The sequence below is a fragment of the Bradyrhizobium sp. SZCCHNS3002 genome (genome assembly GCF_032377435.1).
Lineage (GTDB): Bacteria > Pseudomonadota > Alphaproteobacteria > Rhizobiales > Xanthobacteraceae > Bradyrhizobium.
Genome location: NZ_JAUHHY010000005.1, coordinates 1 through 17903 on the forward strand (window position 1 = coordinate 1; position 17903 = coordinate 17903).

General features: G+C 65.8%; 18 protein-coding genes and 1 pseudogene. 12 read left to right on the top strand and 7 right to left on the bottom strand.

Annotated elements, in window-relative coordinates:
• Positions 1-587 precede the first annotated feature (587 nt).
• On the bottom strand, positions 588-1121 hold the full coding sequence (locus QW845_RS11905) for a GNAT family N-acetyltransferase (protein WP_315801787.1): 534 nt from the start codon (positions 1119-1121) through the stop codon (positions 588-590).
• Positions 1122-1226: 105 nt separating this feature from the next.
• Here QW845_RS11905 and QW845_RS11910 point away from each other — a divergent pair, with 105 nt between their 5' ends.
• From QW845_RS11910 to QW845_RS11950, 9 genes are all read left to right on the top strand, one after another.
• Positions 1227-1826: a superoxide dismutase gene (locus QW845_RS11910; RefSeq protein ID WP_315801788.1), complete on the top strand. Its 600-nt coding sequence runs from the start codon at positions 1227-1229 to the stop codon at positions 1824-1826.
• Between the two features lie 175 nt (positions 1827-2001).
• Positions 2002-2388 carry a fluoride efflux transporter CrcB gene (gene crcB / locus QW845_RS11915; RefSeq protein ID WP_315801789.1) on the top strand — a complete coding sequence of 129 codons (387 nt, stop codon included), beginning with the start codon at positions 2002-2004 and terminating at the stop codon, positions 2386-2388.
• Between the two features lie 330 nt (positions 2389-2718).
• Positions 2719-2940, top strand: coding sequence for a hypothetical protein (locus QW845_RS11920; protein ID WP_315801790.1), 222 nt, complete (start codon positions 2719-2721; stop codon positions 2938-2940).
• Between the two features lie 2 nt (positions 2941-2942).
• On the top strand, positions 2943-3701 hold the full coding sequence (locus QW845_RS11925) for an ABC transporter ATP-binding protein (RefSeq protein ID WP_315801791.1): 759 nt from the start codon (positions 2943-2945) through the stop codon (positions 3699-3701).
• On the top strand, positions 3698-4570 hold the full coding sequence (locus QW845_RS11930; RefSeq protein WP_409997905.1) for a metal ABC transporter permease: 873 nt from the start codon (positions 3698-3700) through the stop codon (positions 4568-4570). The genes QW845_RS11925 and QW845_RS11930 overlap by 4 nt, the downstream gene beginning before the upstream one ends.
• Positions 4571-4581: 11 nt before the next feature.
• Positions 4582-5451 carry a metal ABC transporter substrate-binding protein gene (locus QW845_RS11935; protein ID WP_315801792.1) on the top strand — a complete coding sequence of 290 codons (870 nt, stop codon included), beginning with the start codon at positions 4582-4584 and terminating at the stop codon, positions 5449-5451.
• Between the two features lie 69 nt (positions 5452-5520).
• Complete coding sequence (locus QW845_RS11940) at positions 5521-6564, top strand: CobW family GTP-binding protein (protein ID WP_409997906.1); 1044 nt, start codon at positions 5521-5523, stop codon at positions 6562-6564.
• Entirely contained in the window at positions 6564-7583 is a 1020-nt protein-coding gene (locus QW845_RS11945; protein ID WP_315801794.1) for a WD40 repeat domain-containing protein, read from the top strand. The genes QW845_RS11940 and QW845_RS11945 overlap by 1 nt, the downstream gene beginning before the upstream one ends.
• 105 nt (positions 7584-7688) lie before the next feature.
• The gene (locus QW845_RS11950; protein ID WP_315801795.1) at positions 7689-7997 is read left to right on the top strand and encodes a hypothetical protein; all 309 of its coding nucleotides are present in this window, start codon (positions 7689-7691) and stop codon (positions 7995-7997) included.
• 137 nt (positions 7998-8134) lie between these two features.
• On the opposite strand, the pseudogene QW845_RS11955 reads toward QW845_RS11950, so the two are convergent.
• From QW845_RS11955 to QW845_RS11980, 6 genes and pseudogenes are all read right to left on the bottom strand, one after another.
• Positions 8135-8554: pseudogene (locus tag QW845_RS11955) on the bottom strand (transposase); the annotation flags it as partial.
• 167 nt (positions 8555-8721) lie between these two features.
• Positions 8722-10146: a homospermidine synthase gene (locus QW845_RS11960; protein ID WP_315801796.1), complete on the bottom strand. Its 1425-nt coding sequence runs from the start codon at positions 10144-10146 to the stop codon at positions 8722-8724.
• A gap of 73 nt (positions 10147-10219) precedes the next feature.
• Positions 10220-10609, bottom strand: coding sequence for a RidA family protein (locus QW845_RS11965; RefSeq protein WP_315801797.1), 390 nt, complete (start codon positions 10607-10609; stop codon positions 10220-10222).
• Between the two features lie 244 nt (positions 10610-10853).
• Entirely contained in the window at positions 10854-11447 is a 594-nt protein-coding gene (locus QW845_RS11970; RefSeq protein ID WP_315801798.1) for an N-acetyltransferase, read from the bottom strand.
• A gap of 177 nt (positions 11448-11624) precedes the next feature.
• Positions 11625-12767, bottom strand: a complete 1143-nt coding sequence (locus QW845_RS11975; protein ID WP_315716540.1) for a type III PLP-dependent enzyme — start codon at positions 12765-12767, stop codon at positions 11625-11627.
• A gap of 674 nt (positions 12768-13441) precedes the next feature.
• The gene (locus QW845_RS11980; RefSeq protein WP_315801799.1) at positions 13442-13702 is read right to left on the bottom strand and encodes a hypothetical protein; all 261 of its coding nucleotides are present in this window, start codon (positions 13700-13702) and stop codon (positions 13442-13444) included.
• 132 nt (positions 13703-13834) lie between these two features.
• Between QW845_RS11980 and QW845_RS11985 the strand changes: the two genes are divergently transcribed.
• Genes QW845_RS11985 through QW845_RS11995 form a run of 3 tightly spaced genes read left to right on the top strand, consistent with a single transcriptional unit; the run spans position 13835 to position 17782 of the window.
• On the top strand, positions 13835-15916 hold the full coding sequence (locus tag QW845_RS11985) for a M3 family metallopeptidase (RefSeq protein ID WP_315801800.1): 2082 nt from the start codon (positions 13835-13837) through the stop codon (positions 15914-15916).
• 10 nt (positions 15917-15926) lie between these two features.
• A complete protein-coding gene (locus QW845_RS11990; RefSeq protein ID WP_315801801.1) occupies positions 15927-16562 on the top strand; it encodes a DUF1007 family protein in 636 nt (211 codons plus the stop codon).
• Positions 16559-17782 (top strand): nickel transporter, encoded by a 1224-nt coding sequence (locus tag QW845_RS11995; RefSeq protein WP_315801802.1) that lies wholly within the window; start codon positions 16559-16561, stop codon positions 17780-17782. The genes QW845_RS11990 and QW845_RS11995 overlap by 4 nt, the downstream gene beginning before the upstream one ends.
• Positions 17783-17903 lie beyond the last annotated feature (121 nt).

A 17903-nucleotide genomic window follows, 5' to 3' on the forward strand; every position in this document is an offset into this window, starting at 1 on the left:
CATTCCCTGCGCGACGGTCTTCACGCTTATACGCAGTCTCCCTGGTGCGCCGGGCTTGTTGGCCACCATGCCGCGACCATGCTTGCGCATTGCGCGGGTGACACCAGCGTCGGGGTGTCAGGACGCTGCGACTTCACGTCCGCGAGGTATCGTTCGTCCGCATCCTCGTCGAAGAGAATGCTGCGATCTCTCGCGGCCATCGCATCCCCACCTCGCGTGTCGTGACGATCGCGCGCTACGCCCCTCTGCGGTGAGGCGGGATGCACGGAGATAATCATGATTTCCGATAATGCGCAAGCGAATTATTTTTTTCGGAAGTTGCGCCGGGCGCTGCGCTGTCGTCCCGGTCGGGACATGGTTTGGACTGCCGCGACAAACTCCGCTGTCGTCCCGGCGAACGCCGGGACCCATACCCCCAGGGAGCGGTTTGAGGCACGCTGGCCGTTGGCCTTTCGCGTCTCGCAACCGCCGCGGCGTATGGGTCCCGGATCGGCGCCGCGACGCGCTGGCGCGCGTCACGGCTTGTCCGGGACGACAGCGGAAGGGAGAACGGATTTACGATTCAAACAAGGGAGGGGAGAACGGAGTCACCACGGCAATCCGCAGAGGTCGATGGTGCCGCGGGTCGGCGCGGTGCGCTTGACGTCGTGGACCAGCGCGGACAGCCGGTCGAAGCGGATGCGGCCCTGCTCGGGCTGCTCGGCGTAGACGTCGCCGTCGAACGGGATGAAGCCTCTCGCCGTGTAGAAGGGGATGCGATCCGCCGCGCAGAACAGCACGGCGTAGTTGATCGAGTCCTCGTGCCGCAGGGTCTGGATCGCCGCGTTCAGTCCCACCGTGGCGAGGCCGCGGTTGCGCATGTCGGGACGCGTCAAAACGCCGCCGATGCCGGCGACATTGACGTTCTGGCCGTTCCACTTCACGAGTCGGCGATAGATGCCGACATGGCACAGCACCTCGCCGCTCTCGTCCTGCGCCAGCACCCGCAGGTCGGCATGCGCAAATGTGATACCAGCCCACGGCAAACCGGCGACCACCTCCGGCGGCCAAACCGCGTCGTAAAGCGGCTTGACCAGCGGCCAGGCGGCGTCACCATTCAATACGTCGATCTCGATGCTCATCAAAGCGGCTCGCTTTTTCCAAATTCACGGTGTTTTACGGTGTCGGAACCTTCTATAAGAAGGTCCCGTTAAATCCCGTCTTCCACAAGTTGCGGAACCGCCCCCATGACCTTTACGCTTCCCCCCCTGCCTTACGCCTATGAAGCCCTCGGACCCTACATGTCCAAGGAGACGCTCGAGTACCATCACGACAAGCATCATCAGGCCTATGTGACCAACGGCAACAATGCGATCAAGGGGACCGAATTCGAAGGCAAGTCCCTCGAGGAGATCGTCAAGGGCTCGTTCGGCAAGAACCCCGCCGTCTTCAACAATGCTGGCCAGCATTTCAACCACATCCATTTCTGGTCCTGGATGAAGCCGAATGGCGGTGGCTCCAAGCTGCCCGGCCGGCTCGAGAAGAAGATCGACGAGGATCTCGGCGGCTTCGAGAAGTTCAAGGCCGACTTCGCCGCCGCCGGCGTCGGCCAGTTCGGCTCGGGCTGGTGCTGGCTCTCGGTCAAGAACGGCAAGCTGGAGATCTCCAAGACCCCGAACGGCGAGAACCCGCTGGTGCACGGCGCGACCCCGATCCTCGGCTGCGACGTCTGGGAGCACTCCTACTACATCGACTATCGCAACCGCCGTCCCGACTATCTGAAGGCGTTCGTCGAGAATCTCATCAACTGGGACTACGTCGACGAGCTCTACGGCAAGGCTGTCTGATCGCTTATGATCCACGGAGGAGGGCGGTGAGCTCTAAGCTCGCCGCCCTTTTTCGTGACAGGATATTGACGCGACCGGTCCTTGCAAGCGAAGGCGCGTTTCGGCAAGAATTTTGCTGGTGAGGTGCGGAGGGTAGGGCATCCGTTCTCCGGCGCCGTGTGCAAGGTCAGGTTCTGTGAATCAATTGTTGGGCTATCTTCTCGTCTTCGTCGGCGGTGGCTGCGGCGCCTCGCTCCGGCACGCGATCAACATGGCGAGCGCCCGCGCGCTCGGCACCGATTTTCCGTGGGGCACCTTCATCATCAACATCACCGGCTCCACCGTGATGGGGCTGATCGCCGGCTACCTCGCCTTCAAGGGCGGCGCCTCTCAGCATTGGCGGCTGTTCCTGATGACCGGCATCCTCGGCGGCTACACGACCTTCTCGGCATTCTCGCTCGATACCGCGCTGCTCTATGAGCGCGGCGCACCGGGGCTGGCGGCGTTGTATGTGCTGGGCTCGGTCGGCATCTCCATCGCCGGCCTGTTCGGCGGCCTGGCGCTGGTGCGGGTCTTGAGCTGAGGCATCTTCGGCTCCCGCTGGCGCTAATGGCCCCGGAAACATTCCGGGCCTCATGGTTCGAGACGCGCCTTTCGGCGCTCCTCACCATGAGGGGCAGCTTCGTAGCCAGCGTGGCACGTTGATCGGAAACAGCGTGTTGACGGCGCGAGGGCCGCTGCGATCTGCTCAGTCCAGTCCAGAGTGCGAACCTTCGCTCCTCACCCTGAGGAGCCCGCCGCAGGCGGGCGTCTCGAAGGGCGAGGCCCGCACGAGCGGGCGTCAATGGTGACGGCCTTGCATAGCGCGCCGCCGGTGGACAGGGGTGATGTTATAATGTAACATTATAACGAAATGACCCAGTCCGCGCTCCAGAGCCACGATCACAGCCATGCGCATGGCGCGCACGGGCATGGCCACGGCCACAATCACGCCCACGGTCATGGTCCGGGCGCGCCGCATCCGGCGCAGCCGGCGTCCTGGTCGATCCTGCGGATGCCCGTGACGACACGGCTGGGGGCCGCGATCGCGGCCAGCGCGGTGCTCTGGGTCATCGTCATCATGGCGATGCGGTGAGGATGGCGATGGTGCAGCTGCAGTTCCGGGACGTCACGCTCGGCTATGACCGGCACCCGGCCGTGCATCATCTTTCGGGCGACGTGGCGGAGGGCGCGCTGCTGGCCGTGATCGGTCCCAACGGCGCCGGTAAATCGACCTTGTTCCGCGGCATCGTCGGCCTGTTGAAGCCGCTCGCCGGCAGCATCACGGCCGCCGGCCTCAAGCCGCGCGAGATCGCCTATCTGCCGCAGATCGCCGACATCGACCGCTCTTTCCCGATCTCGGTGTTCGATTTCGTCAGCACCGGACTGTGGCGCAGCACCGGCATGTTCGGCGGCATCGGCGCGGCCGCGCGCGAGAAGATCGCCCGGGCCATCGCCGCCGTCGGCCTCACCGGCTTCGAGGGCCGCGGCATCGGCACGCTGTCGGGCGGCCAGATGCAGCGCATGCTGTTCGCGCGCGTGCTGCTGCAGGATGCCCGCGTGATCGTGCTCGACGAGCCGTTCAACGCGATGGATTCCAAGACCTCGGCCGACCTTCTGCAACTGATCGAGCACTGGCATGGCGAGCGGCGCACCGTGCTGGCGGCGCTGCACGACATGGACATGGTGCGCGCGCATTTCCCGCAGACCCTGCTGCTGGCGCGCGAGGCCGTGGCCTGGGGGCCGACGGCGGAGGTGCTGACGACGGACAATCTCGCGCAGGCGCGCCGGATGTGCGAGGCGTTCGACGACGCCGCCGCGCCCTGCGTGCCCGCGCCAGCCTCCAAGGCGGCATGATGCTGCGCGAGGTGCTGTTCGCTCCGTTCTCGGATTTCGAGTTCATGCGCCGCGCGCTCGCCGCGGTCATCGCGCTGTCGCTCGGCTCCGGACCGATCGGCGTCTTCCTGATGCTCAGGCGCATGAGCCTGGTCGGCGACGCCATGGCGCATGCGATCCTGCCGGGAGCCGCGATCGGCTTCCTACTGTCGGGGCTCAATCTGTTCGCGATGACGACCGGCGGGCTGATCGCAGGCTTCGCCGTGGCGCTGCTGTCGGGCCTGGTGTCGCGCTCGACCGGGCTGAAGGAGGACGCGTCGCTCGCGACCTTCTATCTGGCGTCACTGGCGATCGGCGTCACCATCGTCTCGGTCAAGGGCACCAATATCGATCTGCTGCACGTGCTGTTCGGCAACATCCTGGCGATGGACGATCCGACCCTGCTGATGGTGGCCTTCAATGCCACGCTCACCTTGGTCGTGCTCGCCGTGATCTATCGCCCGCTGGTGGTCGAGAGCGTCGACCCGCTGTTCCTGCGCACCGTCAGCCGCGCCGGCGCGCCGGCGCACCTGATCTTCCTCGGCCTGATCGTCGTCAATCTGGTCAACGGCTTCCAGGCGCTCGGCACCTTGCTCGCGGTCGGCCTGATGATCCTGCCGGCGGGCATCGCCCGGTTCTGGTCGCGCGACGTCACGCCGATGATCTGCATCGCCGTCGCCTCCGCGATCGTCTCCGGCTATGTCGGCCTGGTGCTGTCGTTCCAGACCCGCATTCCCTCGGGGCCAGCGATCATCCTGGTCGCGTCGCTCCTCTATCTCGGCTCGGTGCTGTTCGGACGCGTGGGCGGCGTGCTTCCGCAACTGTTTCCGGGACGTCACCTCGAAGCCTGAAGTCCATCCCCATGAAACGTTTGCTGTCCGTCCTCACTCTGCTGCTGTCGCTCGTCGCCCCCGCATCGGCCGAGACCCGGCTGAACGTCGTCACCAGCTTCTCGATCCTCGCCGACTTCGTCCGCCAGGTCGGCGGCGACAAGGTCAGTGTCGCCTCGCTGGTCGGGCCGGACAGCGACGTGCACGTCTACACGCCGACGCCGCATGATGCGAAGGACGTCGGCGCCGCGCGGCTCTTGATCGTCAACGGCCTCGGGCTGGAGGGCTGGCTGCCGCGGCTGCAGCAGGCCTCCGGCAGCAAGGCGCCGATCATCACGGCCACGCAGGGCATCAGGCCGCGCAAGCGCGGCACGGATGCCGATCCGCATGCCTGGCAGTCGGTCGGCAATGCCAAGGTCTACGTACGGAATATCCGCGACGCGCTGGTGGCGGCCGACCCCGCAGACGCGGAGGTCTTCAAGGCCAATGCGGAGCGCTACCTCGCCGAGCTCGATGCGCTCGACCGCGAGGTCCGCGCCGAGATCGACAAGATCCCGGCCGAGCGGCGCAAGGTGATCTCGACCCATGACGCCTTCGGCTATTTCGCCGATGCCTATGGCGTCGCCTTCATCGCCCCGCTCGGCGTCTCCACCGAGACCGAGCCCTCGGCCCGCGACGTCGCCGAGATCATCCGCCAGGTGAAAAAAACAGGGATTCCGGCCGTCTTCCTGGAGAATTTCAACGATGACCGGCTGGTCGGCCGGATCGCCGCCGAGACCGGCGCCAAGATCGGCGGTACGCTGTATTCCGACGCCCTGAGCGATGAAAAGGGCCCCGTTCCCACTTACATTGCCATGGTCAGGCACAATATAAGGGCCTTGACGAGCGCGCTGGTCCGTTAGGGTTTTCAAGCCCTCGCGGCCAGCGCTTTTGAGCCATTTTCGATGCGATCTGAGGTTTTCGGAGTGAGCATGTCCGACGCGAGCAAGACACCAGTGACGGTCCTGACCGGCTATCTCGGGGCGGGCAAGACCACGCTTCTGAACCGCATCCTCTCGGAAGACCACGGCAAGAAGTACGCCGTCATCGTCAACGAATTCGGCGAGATCGGCATCGACAACGATCTCATCGTCGGCGCCGATGAGGAAGTGTTCGAGATGAACAATGGCTGCATCTGCTGCACGGTGCGCGGCGACCTCGTGCGCATCATCTCCGGCCTGATGCGGCGCAAGGGCAAGTTCGACGCCATCATCGTCGAGACCACCGGGCTCGCCGACCCCGCGCCGGTGGCGCAGACCTTCTTCGTCGACGAGGACGTGCAGAAGAACGCCCGGCTCGATGCGGTGGTGACGGTGGCCGACGCGAAGTGGCTGTCGGACCGGCTCAAGGATGCGCCGGAGGCCAAGAACCAGATCGCGTTCGCCGACGTCATCGTGCTCAACAAGACCGATCTCGTCAGCAAGCCGGAGCTCGCCGAGGTCGAGGCGCGCATCCGCGCCATCAACCCCTACGCAAAGCTGCATCGCACCGAGCGCTGCCAGATCGCGATCTCCGATGTGCTGGAGCGCGGCGCGTTCGATCTCGATCGTATCCTGGAGATCGAGCCGCAATTCCTCGAAGCCGGCGACGACCACGATCATCACCATCATGATCACGACCACGGTCATGATCATCATCACCACCATCACGATCACGGCCTGAAGCACTATCACGACGAGGAGATGCAGTCGCTGTCGCTGCGCTCCGACAAGCCGCTCGATCCGTCGAAGTTCATGCCGTGGCTGCAGAACCTGGTGCAGACCGAGGGCGGCAAGATCCTGCGCTCCAAGGGCATCCTGGCGTTTCAGGACGATGACGACCGCTACGTCTTCCAGGGCGTGCACATGATGCTGGAAGGCGATCATCAGCGGAAGTGGAAGCCGGATGAGGCGCGCCAGAGCCGCGTCGTCTTCATCGGCCGCGAGTTGCCGGAAGACGCCATCCGCGAAGGCTTCGAACGCTGCATCGTGACCTGATGACGTCGTTCGACCAGGGCGGCGAGGCCGCATCCATCGTCTCCGTCACCGACAAGGTGAAGCAGGTCGCGCTCGGCATGGCCGTCACGGCCGTGCACTATCTCGGCGACCGCGCGGTCTTCGTCGGCACCGAGGAGAGCGTCGCGGTTGTCGACGCCGAGGGCGAGATCAGCAAGATCGAGGTATCAGGCGGCGGCATCCTGTCGGCGGTGTCGGACGGATCGCGCATCCTGTTCGGCGGTGATGACGGCAAGGTCTCCGCGCTCGACAAGGCCGGCAGCGTCAGCGTGCTCGCCACCGATCCGAAGCGGCGCTGGATCGACAACGTCGCGGTTCATCCGGACGGTGCGATCGCCTGGTCGGTCGGCAAGACCGCGTTCGTGCGCGCGCCGAAGGGCGAGGAGAAGTCGCTCGAGGTGCCCTCGACCGCGGGCGGACTGGCGTTCGCGCCGAAGGGCCTGCGGCTCGCGATCGCGCATTACAACGGCGCGACCTTGTGGTTTCCGAACATGGCGGGCGAGCCGGAATTCCTCGGCTGGGCCGGCTCGCATCACGCCGTCACGTTCAGCCCGGACAACAAGTTCCTGGTCACCGCGATGCACGAGCCGGCGCTGCATGGCTGGCGGCTGGCCGATTCCCGGCACATGCGCATGACCGGCTACCCGTCGCGAGTCAAGTCGATGTCGTGGGGCAGCGGCGGGCGCTTTCTCGCCACCTCCGGCGCCGACATGGTCATCCTCTGGCCGTTCGTCGGCAAGGACGGCCCGATGGGCAAGGAGCCGGCGATGCTGGCGCCGATGAAGGCCAAGGTGACCGCGGTCGCCTGTCATCCCAAGCAGGACATCCTGGCCTGCGGCTACGAGGACGGCACCGTGTTGATGGTGCGGATGCAGGACGGCGCCGAGATCCTGGTGCGGCGGAACGAGACACCGCCGATCGTGGCGCTGGGCTGGAATGCCGCGGGAACGTGGCTCGCTTTCTCCGATGAAAGTGGCGAGGCGGGCCTGCTGCGGCTGTAACGGCGCGTTCCAGGGCGGGGATGGGGCGTTGGGGCGCAGGTCCCAATCGGAACCTCGCCCCCTTCCATTCGTTGTTCCGCACATCACATGATGCGGATGACAGCCATGGCCTCGATCAACAGCAAACGGACGTTGCGAAGGGACCTGTGGCTCGCAGGCGGCCTGCTCGGCCTTGGCGCACTGGTGGCGATCATCTCGCTGACCGAGATCAAGGCCAACCATCTCGACCAGGTGGCCCAGGCGACGCCCGAACCGTCGGCGACGCCAGCCGAATCCAAGCCCGGCGGCACCCGCCCGACCACACCGGCGCCCGAGCCGGCGCGCCCCGATCCGGCTGCTCAGCAGGAAGGCGCCAAGCCCGCGCTGCCGCCGGCTCCCGCCGAGAAGGTCGCGCCGCCGATGGAGAAGAAGTAGCTGGCCGCTGCGAGCTAAGTGCTCGATCATCCGCACTCTGCCTCAACATCGTTATGCCCGGGCTCGTCCCGGGCATCCACGTGTTTCCGGCTGCGCAGGCTTCGTGGATGGCCGGGTCAAGCCCACGGCTGTCCGGTTCAGCTTCCGCATATTGCGAGGCTCAACTGTTGTGGGTTTTTGGCAAGTTGGGGTGGCCCCGTGAGCAATTGATCGATGGGGCGGCGATGCATGAGGTTGGTGCGGACCAATCTGGCAAAGACCAAGGGGCTTTGGATTGCCTTCTGAAGGTCTTGCGCGAGGCGAAGCAAGAGGAAGGCGATCAGGGCAACGGCGATCTGGATACGAACGGCGTTCTCAGAAGTCCCGAGGAACCTGGTGATCTTGAGGGTCTGCTTGACCCAACGAAAGAACAACTCGATGGCCCAGCGGCGACGATAGAGGTCGGCGATCTCTTGAGCGCTGGCATCGAGGTCGTTCGACAGGATGCGCAGGATCTTTCCCGTTTCCAAGGTGACGCGCACTTCGCGCACCGCAGTCTGCATTGGATTGCGGCGGCTGGAGAGAGCGGGGCGCGAACGCGGCGACAAATTCCGCCGTCGTCCCGGCGAACGCCGGGACCCATAACCTCAGGGAGTAGTTCGGGGCAGGCTATTAGCTCCACCTCCCGCCACATACTCGTCACGGAGTATGGGTCCCGGCTCGAGGCCGGGACGACGGCGAGGGCTTACCGCACCAGGATGTTGCGGAACTGCCAGGGATCGGACGTATCGATGTCCTCCGGGAACAGGCCGGGGCGATCGTTCAGCGGGGTCCAATCGGTGTAGTAGCCCTTGACCGGGCCGAGATACGGCGACTGGATTTCCAGGCAGCGGCGGAAGTCCATCTCGTCGGCCTCGACGATGCCGGCGGTCGGGTTTTCCAGCGCCCACACCATGCCGGCGAGCACCGCCGACGACACCTGCATGCCGGTGGCGTTCTGATAGGGCGCGATGCGGCGGGTCTCTTCGATCGACAGCTGCGAGCCGTACCAATAGGCGTTCTTGCCGTGGCCGTAGAGCAGCACGCCGAGCTCGTCGATGCCGTCGACGATCTCGTTCTCGTCGAGGATGTGCCACTTCTCCTGCATCTTGCCGGTGGCGCCGAAGATCTCGTGCAGCGACAGCACCGCGTCGTTGGCCGGGTGATAGGCGTAGTGGCAGGTCGGGCGGTACACCACCTTGTCGCCGTCGCGCACGGTGTAATAGTCGGCGATCGAGATCGACTCGTTGTGGGTCACCAGGAAGCCGTATTGCGCGCCCGGGGTCGGGCACCACGAGCGGACGCGGGTGTTGGCGCCGGGCTGCAGCAGGTAGATCGCAGCGCCGCAGCCCTCGGTGTGGCAGCGGCCGTTCTCTGGCATCCACTTCTCGTGCGTGCCCCAGCCGAGCTCGGCCGGCTGCAGACCCTCGGACACGAAGCCCTCGACCGACCAGGTGTTGACGAACACGTCCATCGGCTTCGGATTCTTTGATCGCTGGGTGTCGCGCTCGGCGATGTGGATGCCCTTGACGCCGAGCTTCTGCATCAGCTGCGCCCAGCCCTCGCGGCTCTTCGGCTCGACGATCTCGGTCTTGGTGTCCTTGGCGATGTTCAGCAGCGCCTGCTTGACGAACCAGGAGACCATGCCGGGATTGGCGCCGCAGGTCGAAACGGCGGTGGTGCCGCCCGGGCTCTTGCGGCGCGCAGCCAGCAGCGTCTCGCGCAGCGCGTAGTTGGAGCGCTGCTCGACACCCTTCTGCTTGTCGAAATAGAAGCCGAGCCACGGCTCGACGACGGTGTCGATGTAGAGCGCACCGATCTCGCGGCACATCGTCATGATGTCGACCGAGGAGGTGTCGACCGAGAGATTGACGCAGAAGCCCTGGCCGCCGCCTTCGGTGAGCAGCGGCACCAAGAGCTCGCGGTAATTGTCGCGGGTCACGCCCTGCTGGATGAAGCGGACGCCGTGCTTCTTGGCCAGCGCGCCGTCGTCATGCGGATCGATGATGACGAACCGGCTCTTGTCGTAATCGAAATGGCGTTCGATCAGGGGCAGGGTGCCCTTGCCGATCGAGCCGAAGCCGATCATCACGATGGGGCCGGTGATCTTCGCGTGGATCTGCGAGCTCATGAATGGTTCTCCGCGAAAGGTGCGTGGGATGGATGGACTCAGGCGGCGCGCGCCTTCAGATGCCTCGCCGCGTTTAGGTGCCGCGGCGCTTGGCGGTGACCTCGATCTCGACCTTCATCTCCGGCTTCAGCAGCGCCGCGACGACGACCATCGTGGCGGCGGGGCGGATGTCGCCGAGGACCTCGCCGCAGACCGCAAAATGCGCATCGGCGTCGCTGACGTCGGTGAGGTAATAGGTCGCACGGACGATGTCGGCCATCTCGAAGCCGCCCTCCTGCAGGGCGGCGGCGATGGTCTTGAAGCAGTTGCGTGACTGGCTCGTGACATCGGCCGGCATCGTCATCGTGCTGTAGTCGTAGCCGGTGGTGCCGGCGACGAAGGCGAAGTCGCCATCGATGACGGCGCGGCTGTAGCCGGCGGTCTTCTCGAACGGTGATCCGGTAGAGATCAGGCGGCGGGACATGGCGGGCCTCGTGGCGGATTTTCGGGGGTTAAAGAGCTTTTGCTGCACCTGCGCAACCCCTCGCGGGGCTGCTGCGGCGCCCGTTGCCGGAATGCCTAACGCAGGCGGGTGACGTCGGGTCCGGCGGGCGGGCCGCTGCTCCAGCGCCGGACCATGATGTCGCGAACGATCATGATCCCGAGCAGGATCAGCAGGAGCGTTGGCAACAGCGTTCGCCGCCGCGGCGTGGCCGCCGCCCCGGTCCTCACGCCGCGCACGATATCTGCCGCTCGCGGCGCGAGCGGCGGGCCTTGCGCTCGGCCGCTCCCGTGGCGACGATCATGCCGGTCGCCCCGTGCAGCGCGCCATCGACCAGCTCGAGCCCGAGCAGGCGCGCGCGCGCGAACGCACCCGGCAGCTCCAGCTCGGCGGTCTGCGCGACCGAGAAGCCGAAGCGGGCGTAGTAGGGCGCATCACCGAGCAGGATCACCGCGCCATGGCCGCGCGACGCCGCGATCATCAGCGCGGCATTCATCAGCGCCGCACCGACGCCGAGGCTGCGCGCCTCGGCGGCGACCGCCAGCGGGCCGAGCATCAGCGCGTCGCGTCCGCCGGCGCTGACGTGCCACAGCCGCAGCGTTCCCACGAGGACGCCGCCGCGCGTCGCCGACAAGGCGAGGCCTGCGGCGGGCGCGCGTCCGTCGCGCAGGCGCTGGCAGGTGCGCTCATGGCGATTGTCGCCAAAGCAGGCATCGAGCAGCGTCTCGCGCGCCGGGACGTCGGAGGCACGCTCGGCACGGATCACGAACGGAGCGGCAGTCCGAACAGGCGCAGTCGAAGGGATGCGAAAAGCGGTCATGGCACGTCAGTCCCCGGCCTGCGCGGCGGACCTTGGGCTCGCGCGCAAACACGTGATGTCAGGTTGAAGATGACGGTGGATCGCTCCCTCCCCCGCTTGCGGGGGAGGGTCGGGGTGGGGGCAGCCCCACCCGAGGCTCTTGCCCATCTCACCCGCGCAGGGGCGAGGGCAGCCAGATCAGATGTGATAGGTCTTCAGCGGGGGGATGCCGTTGAAGGCCACCGACGCGTAGGTCGAGGTATACGCCCCGGTCCCCTCGATCAGCACCTTGTCGCCGATCGAGAGCGTCACCGGCAGCGGATACGGCAGCTTCTCGTACATCACGTCAGCCGAATCGCAGGTCGGGCCGGCGAGCACGCACGGGGTCATCTCCGCGCCCTCATGCGGCGTGCGGATGGCGTAGCGGATCGACTCGTCCATCGTCTCGGCGAGACCGCCGAACTTGCCGATGTCGAGATAGACCCAGCGCAGCTCGTCCTCGTCGCTCTTCTTCGAGATCAGCACCACTTCCGACTCGATGATCCCGGCATTGCCGACCATGCCGCGGCCCGGCTCGATGATCGTCTCCGGGATCTGGTTGCCGAAATGCTTGCGCAGCGCGCGGAAGATCGAGCGGCCGTACTGCACGACCGGCGGCACGTCCTTCAGGTACTTGGTCGGGAAGCCCCCGCCCATGTTGACCATGGTCAGGTTGATGCCGCGCTCGGCGCAGTCACGGAACACCGTCGAGGCCATCGCCAGCGCGCGGTCCCACGCCTTCACCTTGCGCTGCTGCGAGCCGACATGGAACGAGATGCCGCACGGCTCCAGGCCCAGGCGCTTCGCCAGGTCCAGCACTTCGACCGCCATCTCGGGATCACAGCCGAACTTGCGCGACAGCGGCCACTCGGCGCCGGCGCAATCGTACAGGATGCGGCAGAACACCTTCGCGCCCGGCGCTGCGCGCGCGATCTTCTCGACCTCGGCGGCGCAGTCGACGGCGAAGAGGCGGATGCCGAGCGCATAGGCGCGCGCGATGTCCCGCTCCTTCTTGATGGTGTTGCCATAGGAGATGCGGTCCGGCGTCGCACCGGCGGCCAGCGCCATCTCGATCTCGGCGACGGTCGCCGTGTCGAAGGAGGAGCCGAGCGAGGCGAGCAGCGACAGCACTTCCGGCGCCGGGTTGGCCTTGACCGCGTAGAACACGCGGCTGTCCGGCAACGCCCGAGCGAAGCTCATGTAGTTGTCGCGCACGATCTCGAGGTCGACGACGAGACAGGGCTCGTGGTCCAGACCTTCCTCGCGGCGGTTGCGCAGGAATTCCCGGATACGTTCGGTCATAGCACCCTCCAAACGGCCCCAGCGACGAGACCCGTTCAAAATGATCCCGACACGGGTGCCTTGGCGTTGCCGCCCGATGGAAAGGCGACAAAACCTCGAACCCGTAGCCGAATTGTGCTGCCGTGGATTGGTTGGGAATTTCCCGCCCGCACACCTGGCAATGAAGGACAAGCCTTTTCAGTAGCCCGCGCCGGCTTTGGACTGCCGGTAGAGACCAAAAAAGCCCGATCCGTCGTTGCTTTAAGTCGCGTCCCCCGTTGAGAGCGGGGTGCGCCGGTTCGCCTCCGGCTGCCAGTCACGGTTGCAAAAGATGGGGTGACCTTCAGCGGCATCTCTTGAGAGAGATGCTGGGCTCTGGAGCATGACGATCTCGATCATGATGATCTTGACCGCAACGATCCGAGGGCCCCTCGGTTCCTCATCCCTTGGCGGCTGTCCGGCCTCTTGTCCGGATACCTACCGACTGACACACGACCACAGGCACGTGCGAAATTGGGCAGAAGCGGAAATAAGCGTTTTGAATTTCGTTCGCAAGGCATTTTTGGACGCGGGGAAAGATTTCCCTCATCTGTGCTTGCGCGACACACAGAGCGGCGTCGATGTCTGAACGAACGTTAAGCGAGCTTAAACTTTCGTAACGCGTTCACGCTTGCAGGACAGTGTTTTTGCGCTGTTCACGCGCGCCTGGTGAAAGGCTCGATGCGCTGCGCGCCGCGGATGAAGCCGATCATCACGAACACGCCGATCGCGAACAGCACGGCCTGAACGATGTGCGCGCCGCTATCGCCGAGCCCGAACAGAATCGCCAGCGCCCAGCCGCCGGCGAAGGCCGCACCGAACACTTCGGCACCGATCAGGATCGCCGCCGAGATGACGGTGATCACGGTCGGCCAGGCGATCTGGCGGCCGGCTTTGGAGGTGGTCTCTGCGTTCATGGTCCAGGGTCCTGTTGCGGGCCGCAATCTCTCCGAAAAGGTCCGGCCCTTCAAGGGGAAATGACCCAAAAAGGGCCGGCTCCGTGATATGAGGGGCGCATCGAACTTCCGGGAGAGGACGGACCCCAGCCGATGTCAGACACCACCGCTGTGATCGACGCCCAGACCAACCCGCTGCTCGCGGCCTGGGAGACCCCCCACCAGACACCGCCCTTCGACGCGATCAGGCCCGAGCACTTCCTGCCGGCCTTCGAGCGCGCCTTCGCCGACCATTCCGCCGAAATCACCGCGATCACTCACGATCCGGCCGAGCCCGACTTCGCCAACACCATCACGGCGCTGGAGCGCTCGGGCAAGCTGCTGTCGAAGGTCGCGGCGGTGTTCTACGACTTGGTGTCGGCGCATTCGAACCCGGCGATTCTGGAGATCGACAAGGACGTATCGCTGCGGATGGCGCGGCACTGGAACCCGATCATGATGAATGCCGTGCTGTTTGGCCGCATCGCGCTGCTCTACGACAACCGCAAGGACCTCAAGCTCACCGGTGAGGAGCAGCGGCTCCTGGAGCGCACCTACACCCGCTTCCGCCGTGCCGGCGCCGGCCTGTCCGATGACGACAAGGTGCGGATGGCCGAGATCAACGAGAAGCTCGCCCAGCTCGGCACCACCTTCAGCCACCACGTGCTCGGCGACGAGCAGGACTGGGTCCTCGAGCTCGGCGAGGACGACCGTGCCGGCCTGTCCGAGAGCTTCGTGGCTGCCGCCAAGGCTGCGGCGGAAGAGCGCGGCATGCCCGGCAAGGCGATCGTGACCCTGTCGCGCTCCTCGGTCGAGCCGTTCCTGCAGAGCTCCGCCCGCCGCGACCTCCGCGAGAAGGTGTTCAAGGCGTTCACCGCGCGCGGCGACAATGGCAATTCCAACGACAACAACGCCGTCATCGGCGAGATCCTGGCGTTGCGCGAGCAGGCCGCCAGGATCATGGGCTTTCCCAACTTCGCCGCCTATCGCCTCGAGGATTCCATGGCGAAGACGCCGGAGGCGGTGCGCGGCCTCCTGGAGCGGGTCTGGAAGCCGGCCCGCGCCAAGGCGCTGGCCGACCGCGACCAGTTGCAGGCGATGATCACGGCGGAGGGCGGCAACTTCAAGCTCGAGGCCTGGGACTGGCGTTACTATGCCGAGAAGCTGCGCCAGGCGAAGGCCAACTTCGACGACGCGGCGATCAAGCCGTATCTTTCGCTCGACAACATGATCGCGGCCGCCTTCGATTGCGCCACGCGGCTGTTCGGCATCACCTTCGCCGAGCGCAAGGACATCCCGGTCTGGCATCCGGACGTCCGGGTGTGGGAGATCAAGGCGGCCGATGGCAGCCACAAGGCGCTGTTCTATGGCGACTACTTTGCGCGCTCGTCGAAGCGCTCCGGCGCCTGGATGACCTCGCTGCGCGACCAGCAGAAGCTCGACGGCGACACCGCGCCCTTGATCATCAACGTCTGCAACTTCGCCAAGGGCGCCGACGGCCAGCCGTCGCTGCTGTCGCCGGACGATGCGCGCACGCTGTTCCACGAGTTCGGCCACGGCCTGCACGGCATCCTGTCCAACGTGACCTATCCGTCGCTGTCGGGCACTGCCGTGTTCACCGACTTCGTCGAGCTGCCGTCGCAGCTCTACGAGCACTGGCAGGAGCGCCCCGAGGTGCTGCAAACCTTCGCGCGTCACTACCAGACCGGCGAGCCGCTGCCGCAGGACCTGCTCGACCGCTTCCTGGCGGCGCGCCGCTTCAACCAGGGCTTTGCCACGGTCGAGTTCGTCTCCTCGGCGCTGATCGACCTCGAGTTCCACACCCAGCCGGCATCGGCTTCGAAGGATGTGCGCGCGTTCGAAAAGGCCGAGATGGAGAAGATCGGCATGCCGCCCGAGATCGCGCTGCGCCACCGGCCGACTCAATTCGGCCATATCTTCTCGGGAGACCACTATGCGGCGGGCTATTACAGCTACATGTGGTCGGAGGTGATGGATGCGGATGCCTTCGGCGCCTTCGAGGAAGCCGGCAACATCTTCGATCCCACCGTCGCCAAGCGGCTTCACGACAACGTCTATTCCTCGGGCGGCTCGCTCGATCCGGAAGCGGCGTATGTCGCGTTCCGGGGCCGCGAGCCCGAGCCCGACGCGCTGCTCCGCCGACGTGGCCTGCTCGATGTCCCCGCGGCGGCTTGAGGTGAAGGGGATGGCGGTGGTTCGTTTCGTTCTCGGTGCGCTGATGCTCGTGCTCGGCGCGAGCGCGGCGAGCGCCCATCCGCATGTCTGGGTCACCGCGACCAGCGAGCTGCTCTACGCGGCCGACGGTTCGCTGACCGGCGTGCGGCACGCCTGGACCTTCGACGACATGTTCGCGACCTACGCGTTGCAGGGCCTCGAGACCAAGCAGAAGGGCGTCTATACCCGCGAGGAGCTGGCGCCGCTGGCGCAGACCAATGCCGAGTCGCTGAAGGAATATGCCTATTTCACGTTCATCAAGTCCGACGGCCGCAAGCAGAAGCTCGAGGATCCCGTCGACTACTACCTCGAATACAAGGACACCAAGCTGACCTTGCACTTCACTCTGCCGCTGAAGGCGCCGGTGAAGTCCAACCAGCTCCAGGTCGAGGTCTACGATCCCAGCTATTTCATTGATTTCCAGATGGCGGAGAAGGATCCCGTCAAGCTGGTCAGTGCTCCCGCAGGCTGCAAGTTCGGCCTGGTGAGACCGAGCGACGGCGGCACCGTCGCGCAGACCATGAACGAACAGACATTCCTGAGCGGCGGGGCGAACGCCAATTTCGGAATGAACTTCGCCAACAAGATCTCAGTGGAATGTCCATGACACCTCGCCCCAACGCCGCCCGACCACTCCTGACTTGCGCTGCGATCCTCGCTGCGCTGGCTGCCGCCGACGCCGCCTCGCACGTGCTGCTCGCCAAGTCGCCATTCGGCGCGCCTGCGGGCGAGCCGCAGGTCGGCGGCATCGTCGGCTGGCTGCTCGCCAAGCAGTCGGAGTTCTACCGGCAGATGTCGGGCGCGATCCGCTCCGCCAAAGAGGACGGCTCGGCGGTGTGGTGGCTGCTCGCGATCTCCTTTGCCTACGGCATTTTCCATGCGGCCGGCCCCGGCCATGGCAAGGCGGTCATCGCCTCCTATCTCGTTGCCAACCAGGAGACGGCGAAGCGCGGCATCGTGCTGTCATTTGCTTCGGGCCTGATGCAGGCGCTGGTGGCAGTGGCGATCGTCGGCATCGGCGCGGTGCTGCTGAACGCGACGGCGGCCAGCATGTGCAGCGCCGAGAAGGTGGTGGAGATCGCGAGCTATGGCCTGATCGCGCTGCTCGGCGCGCGGCTGGTGTGGGTCAAGGGCGCGGCGTTCCTGCGGACGTGGCAGCCGGCGACTCCAGCGCTGGCGCTGGCTGGTGGGCCGGCGGCTGCGGTGGTGCCGTCAGGGCATGATCACGGCCACGCGCATGATCATCAGCATCGCGCGCCTCAAGATCACCATGGGCATGACCACCATCACGGCCACGACCATCATGGACATGATCATCACCACGGTCATGCTCACACGCATGCGGCCGCGGCCCATGGTCACGCCGCTCACGATCACGCCCATCATGATCATGTCCATCACGATCACGTGCATCATGATCACGTCCATGGCGACGATTGCGGCTGCGGCCATTCGCACGGACCCGCGCCGAGCGAGCTCGCCGGCCCCGGCGGCTGGCAGCGCGGCTTCCAGGCGATCTTCGCCGCCGGCATCCGCCCCTGCTCGGGTGCGATCCTGGTGCTGGTGTTCGCCCTGGCACAGGGAATGTTCTGGGCCGGCGTCGCCGCCACCATCGTGATGGGTATGGGCACCGCGATCACCGTCGCCACCATCGCCGTCATCGCGGTCGCCGCCAAGGACATCGCCCGTCGCCTCAGCGCCGGCCGCGACGGCGGCGGCGCCCTGATCATGCGGGGACTGGAGTTCGGCGCGGCCGGGCTGGTGCTGCTGTTCGGTGTCGGCCTGCTGTTCGGCTACATGGCGGCGGAACGCACGACCTGCTTCTGAGCGGGGTGCGGTCAGCTACTCCGCTCCTGCGCAACACGTCCGCCGCGGCGTACTGGATGCGCCTGCGCGGGGCATGACAGCGGTGGGGTGGGCCGAGATCGCGCAAAACTATCGGTGTCGT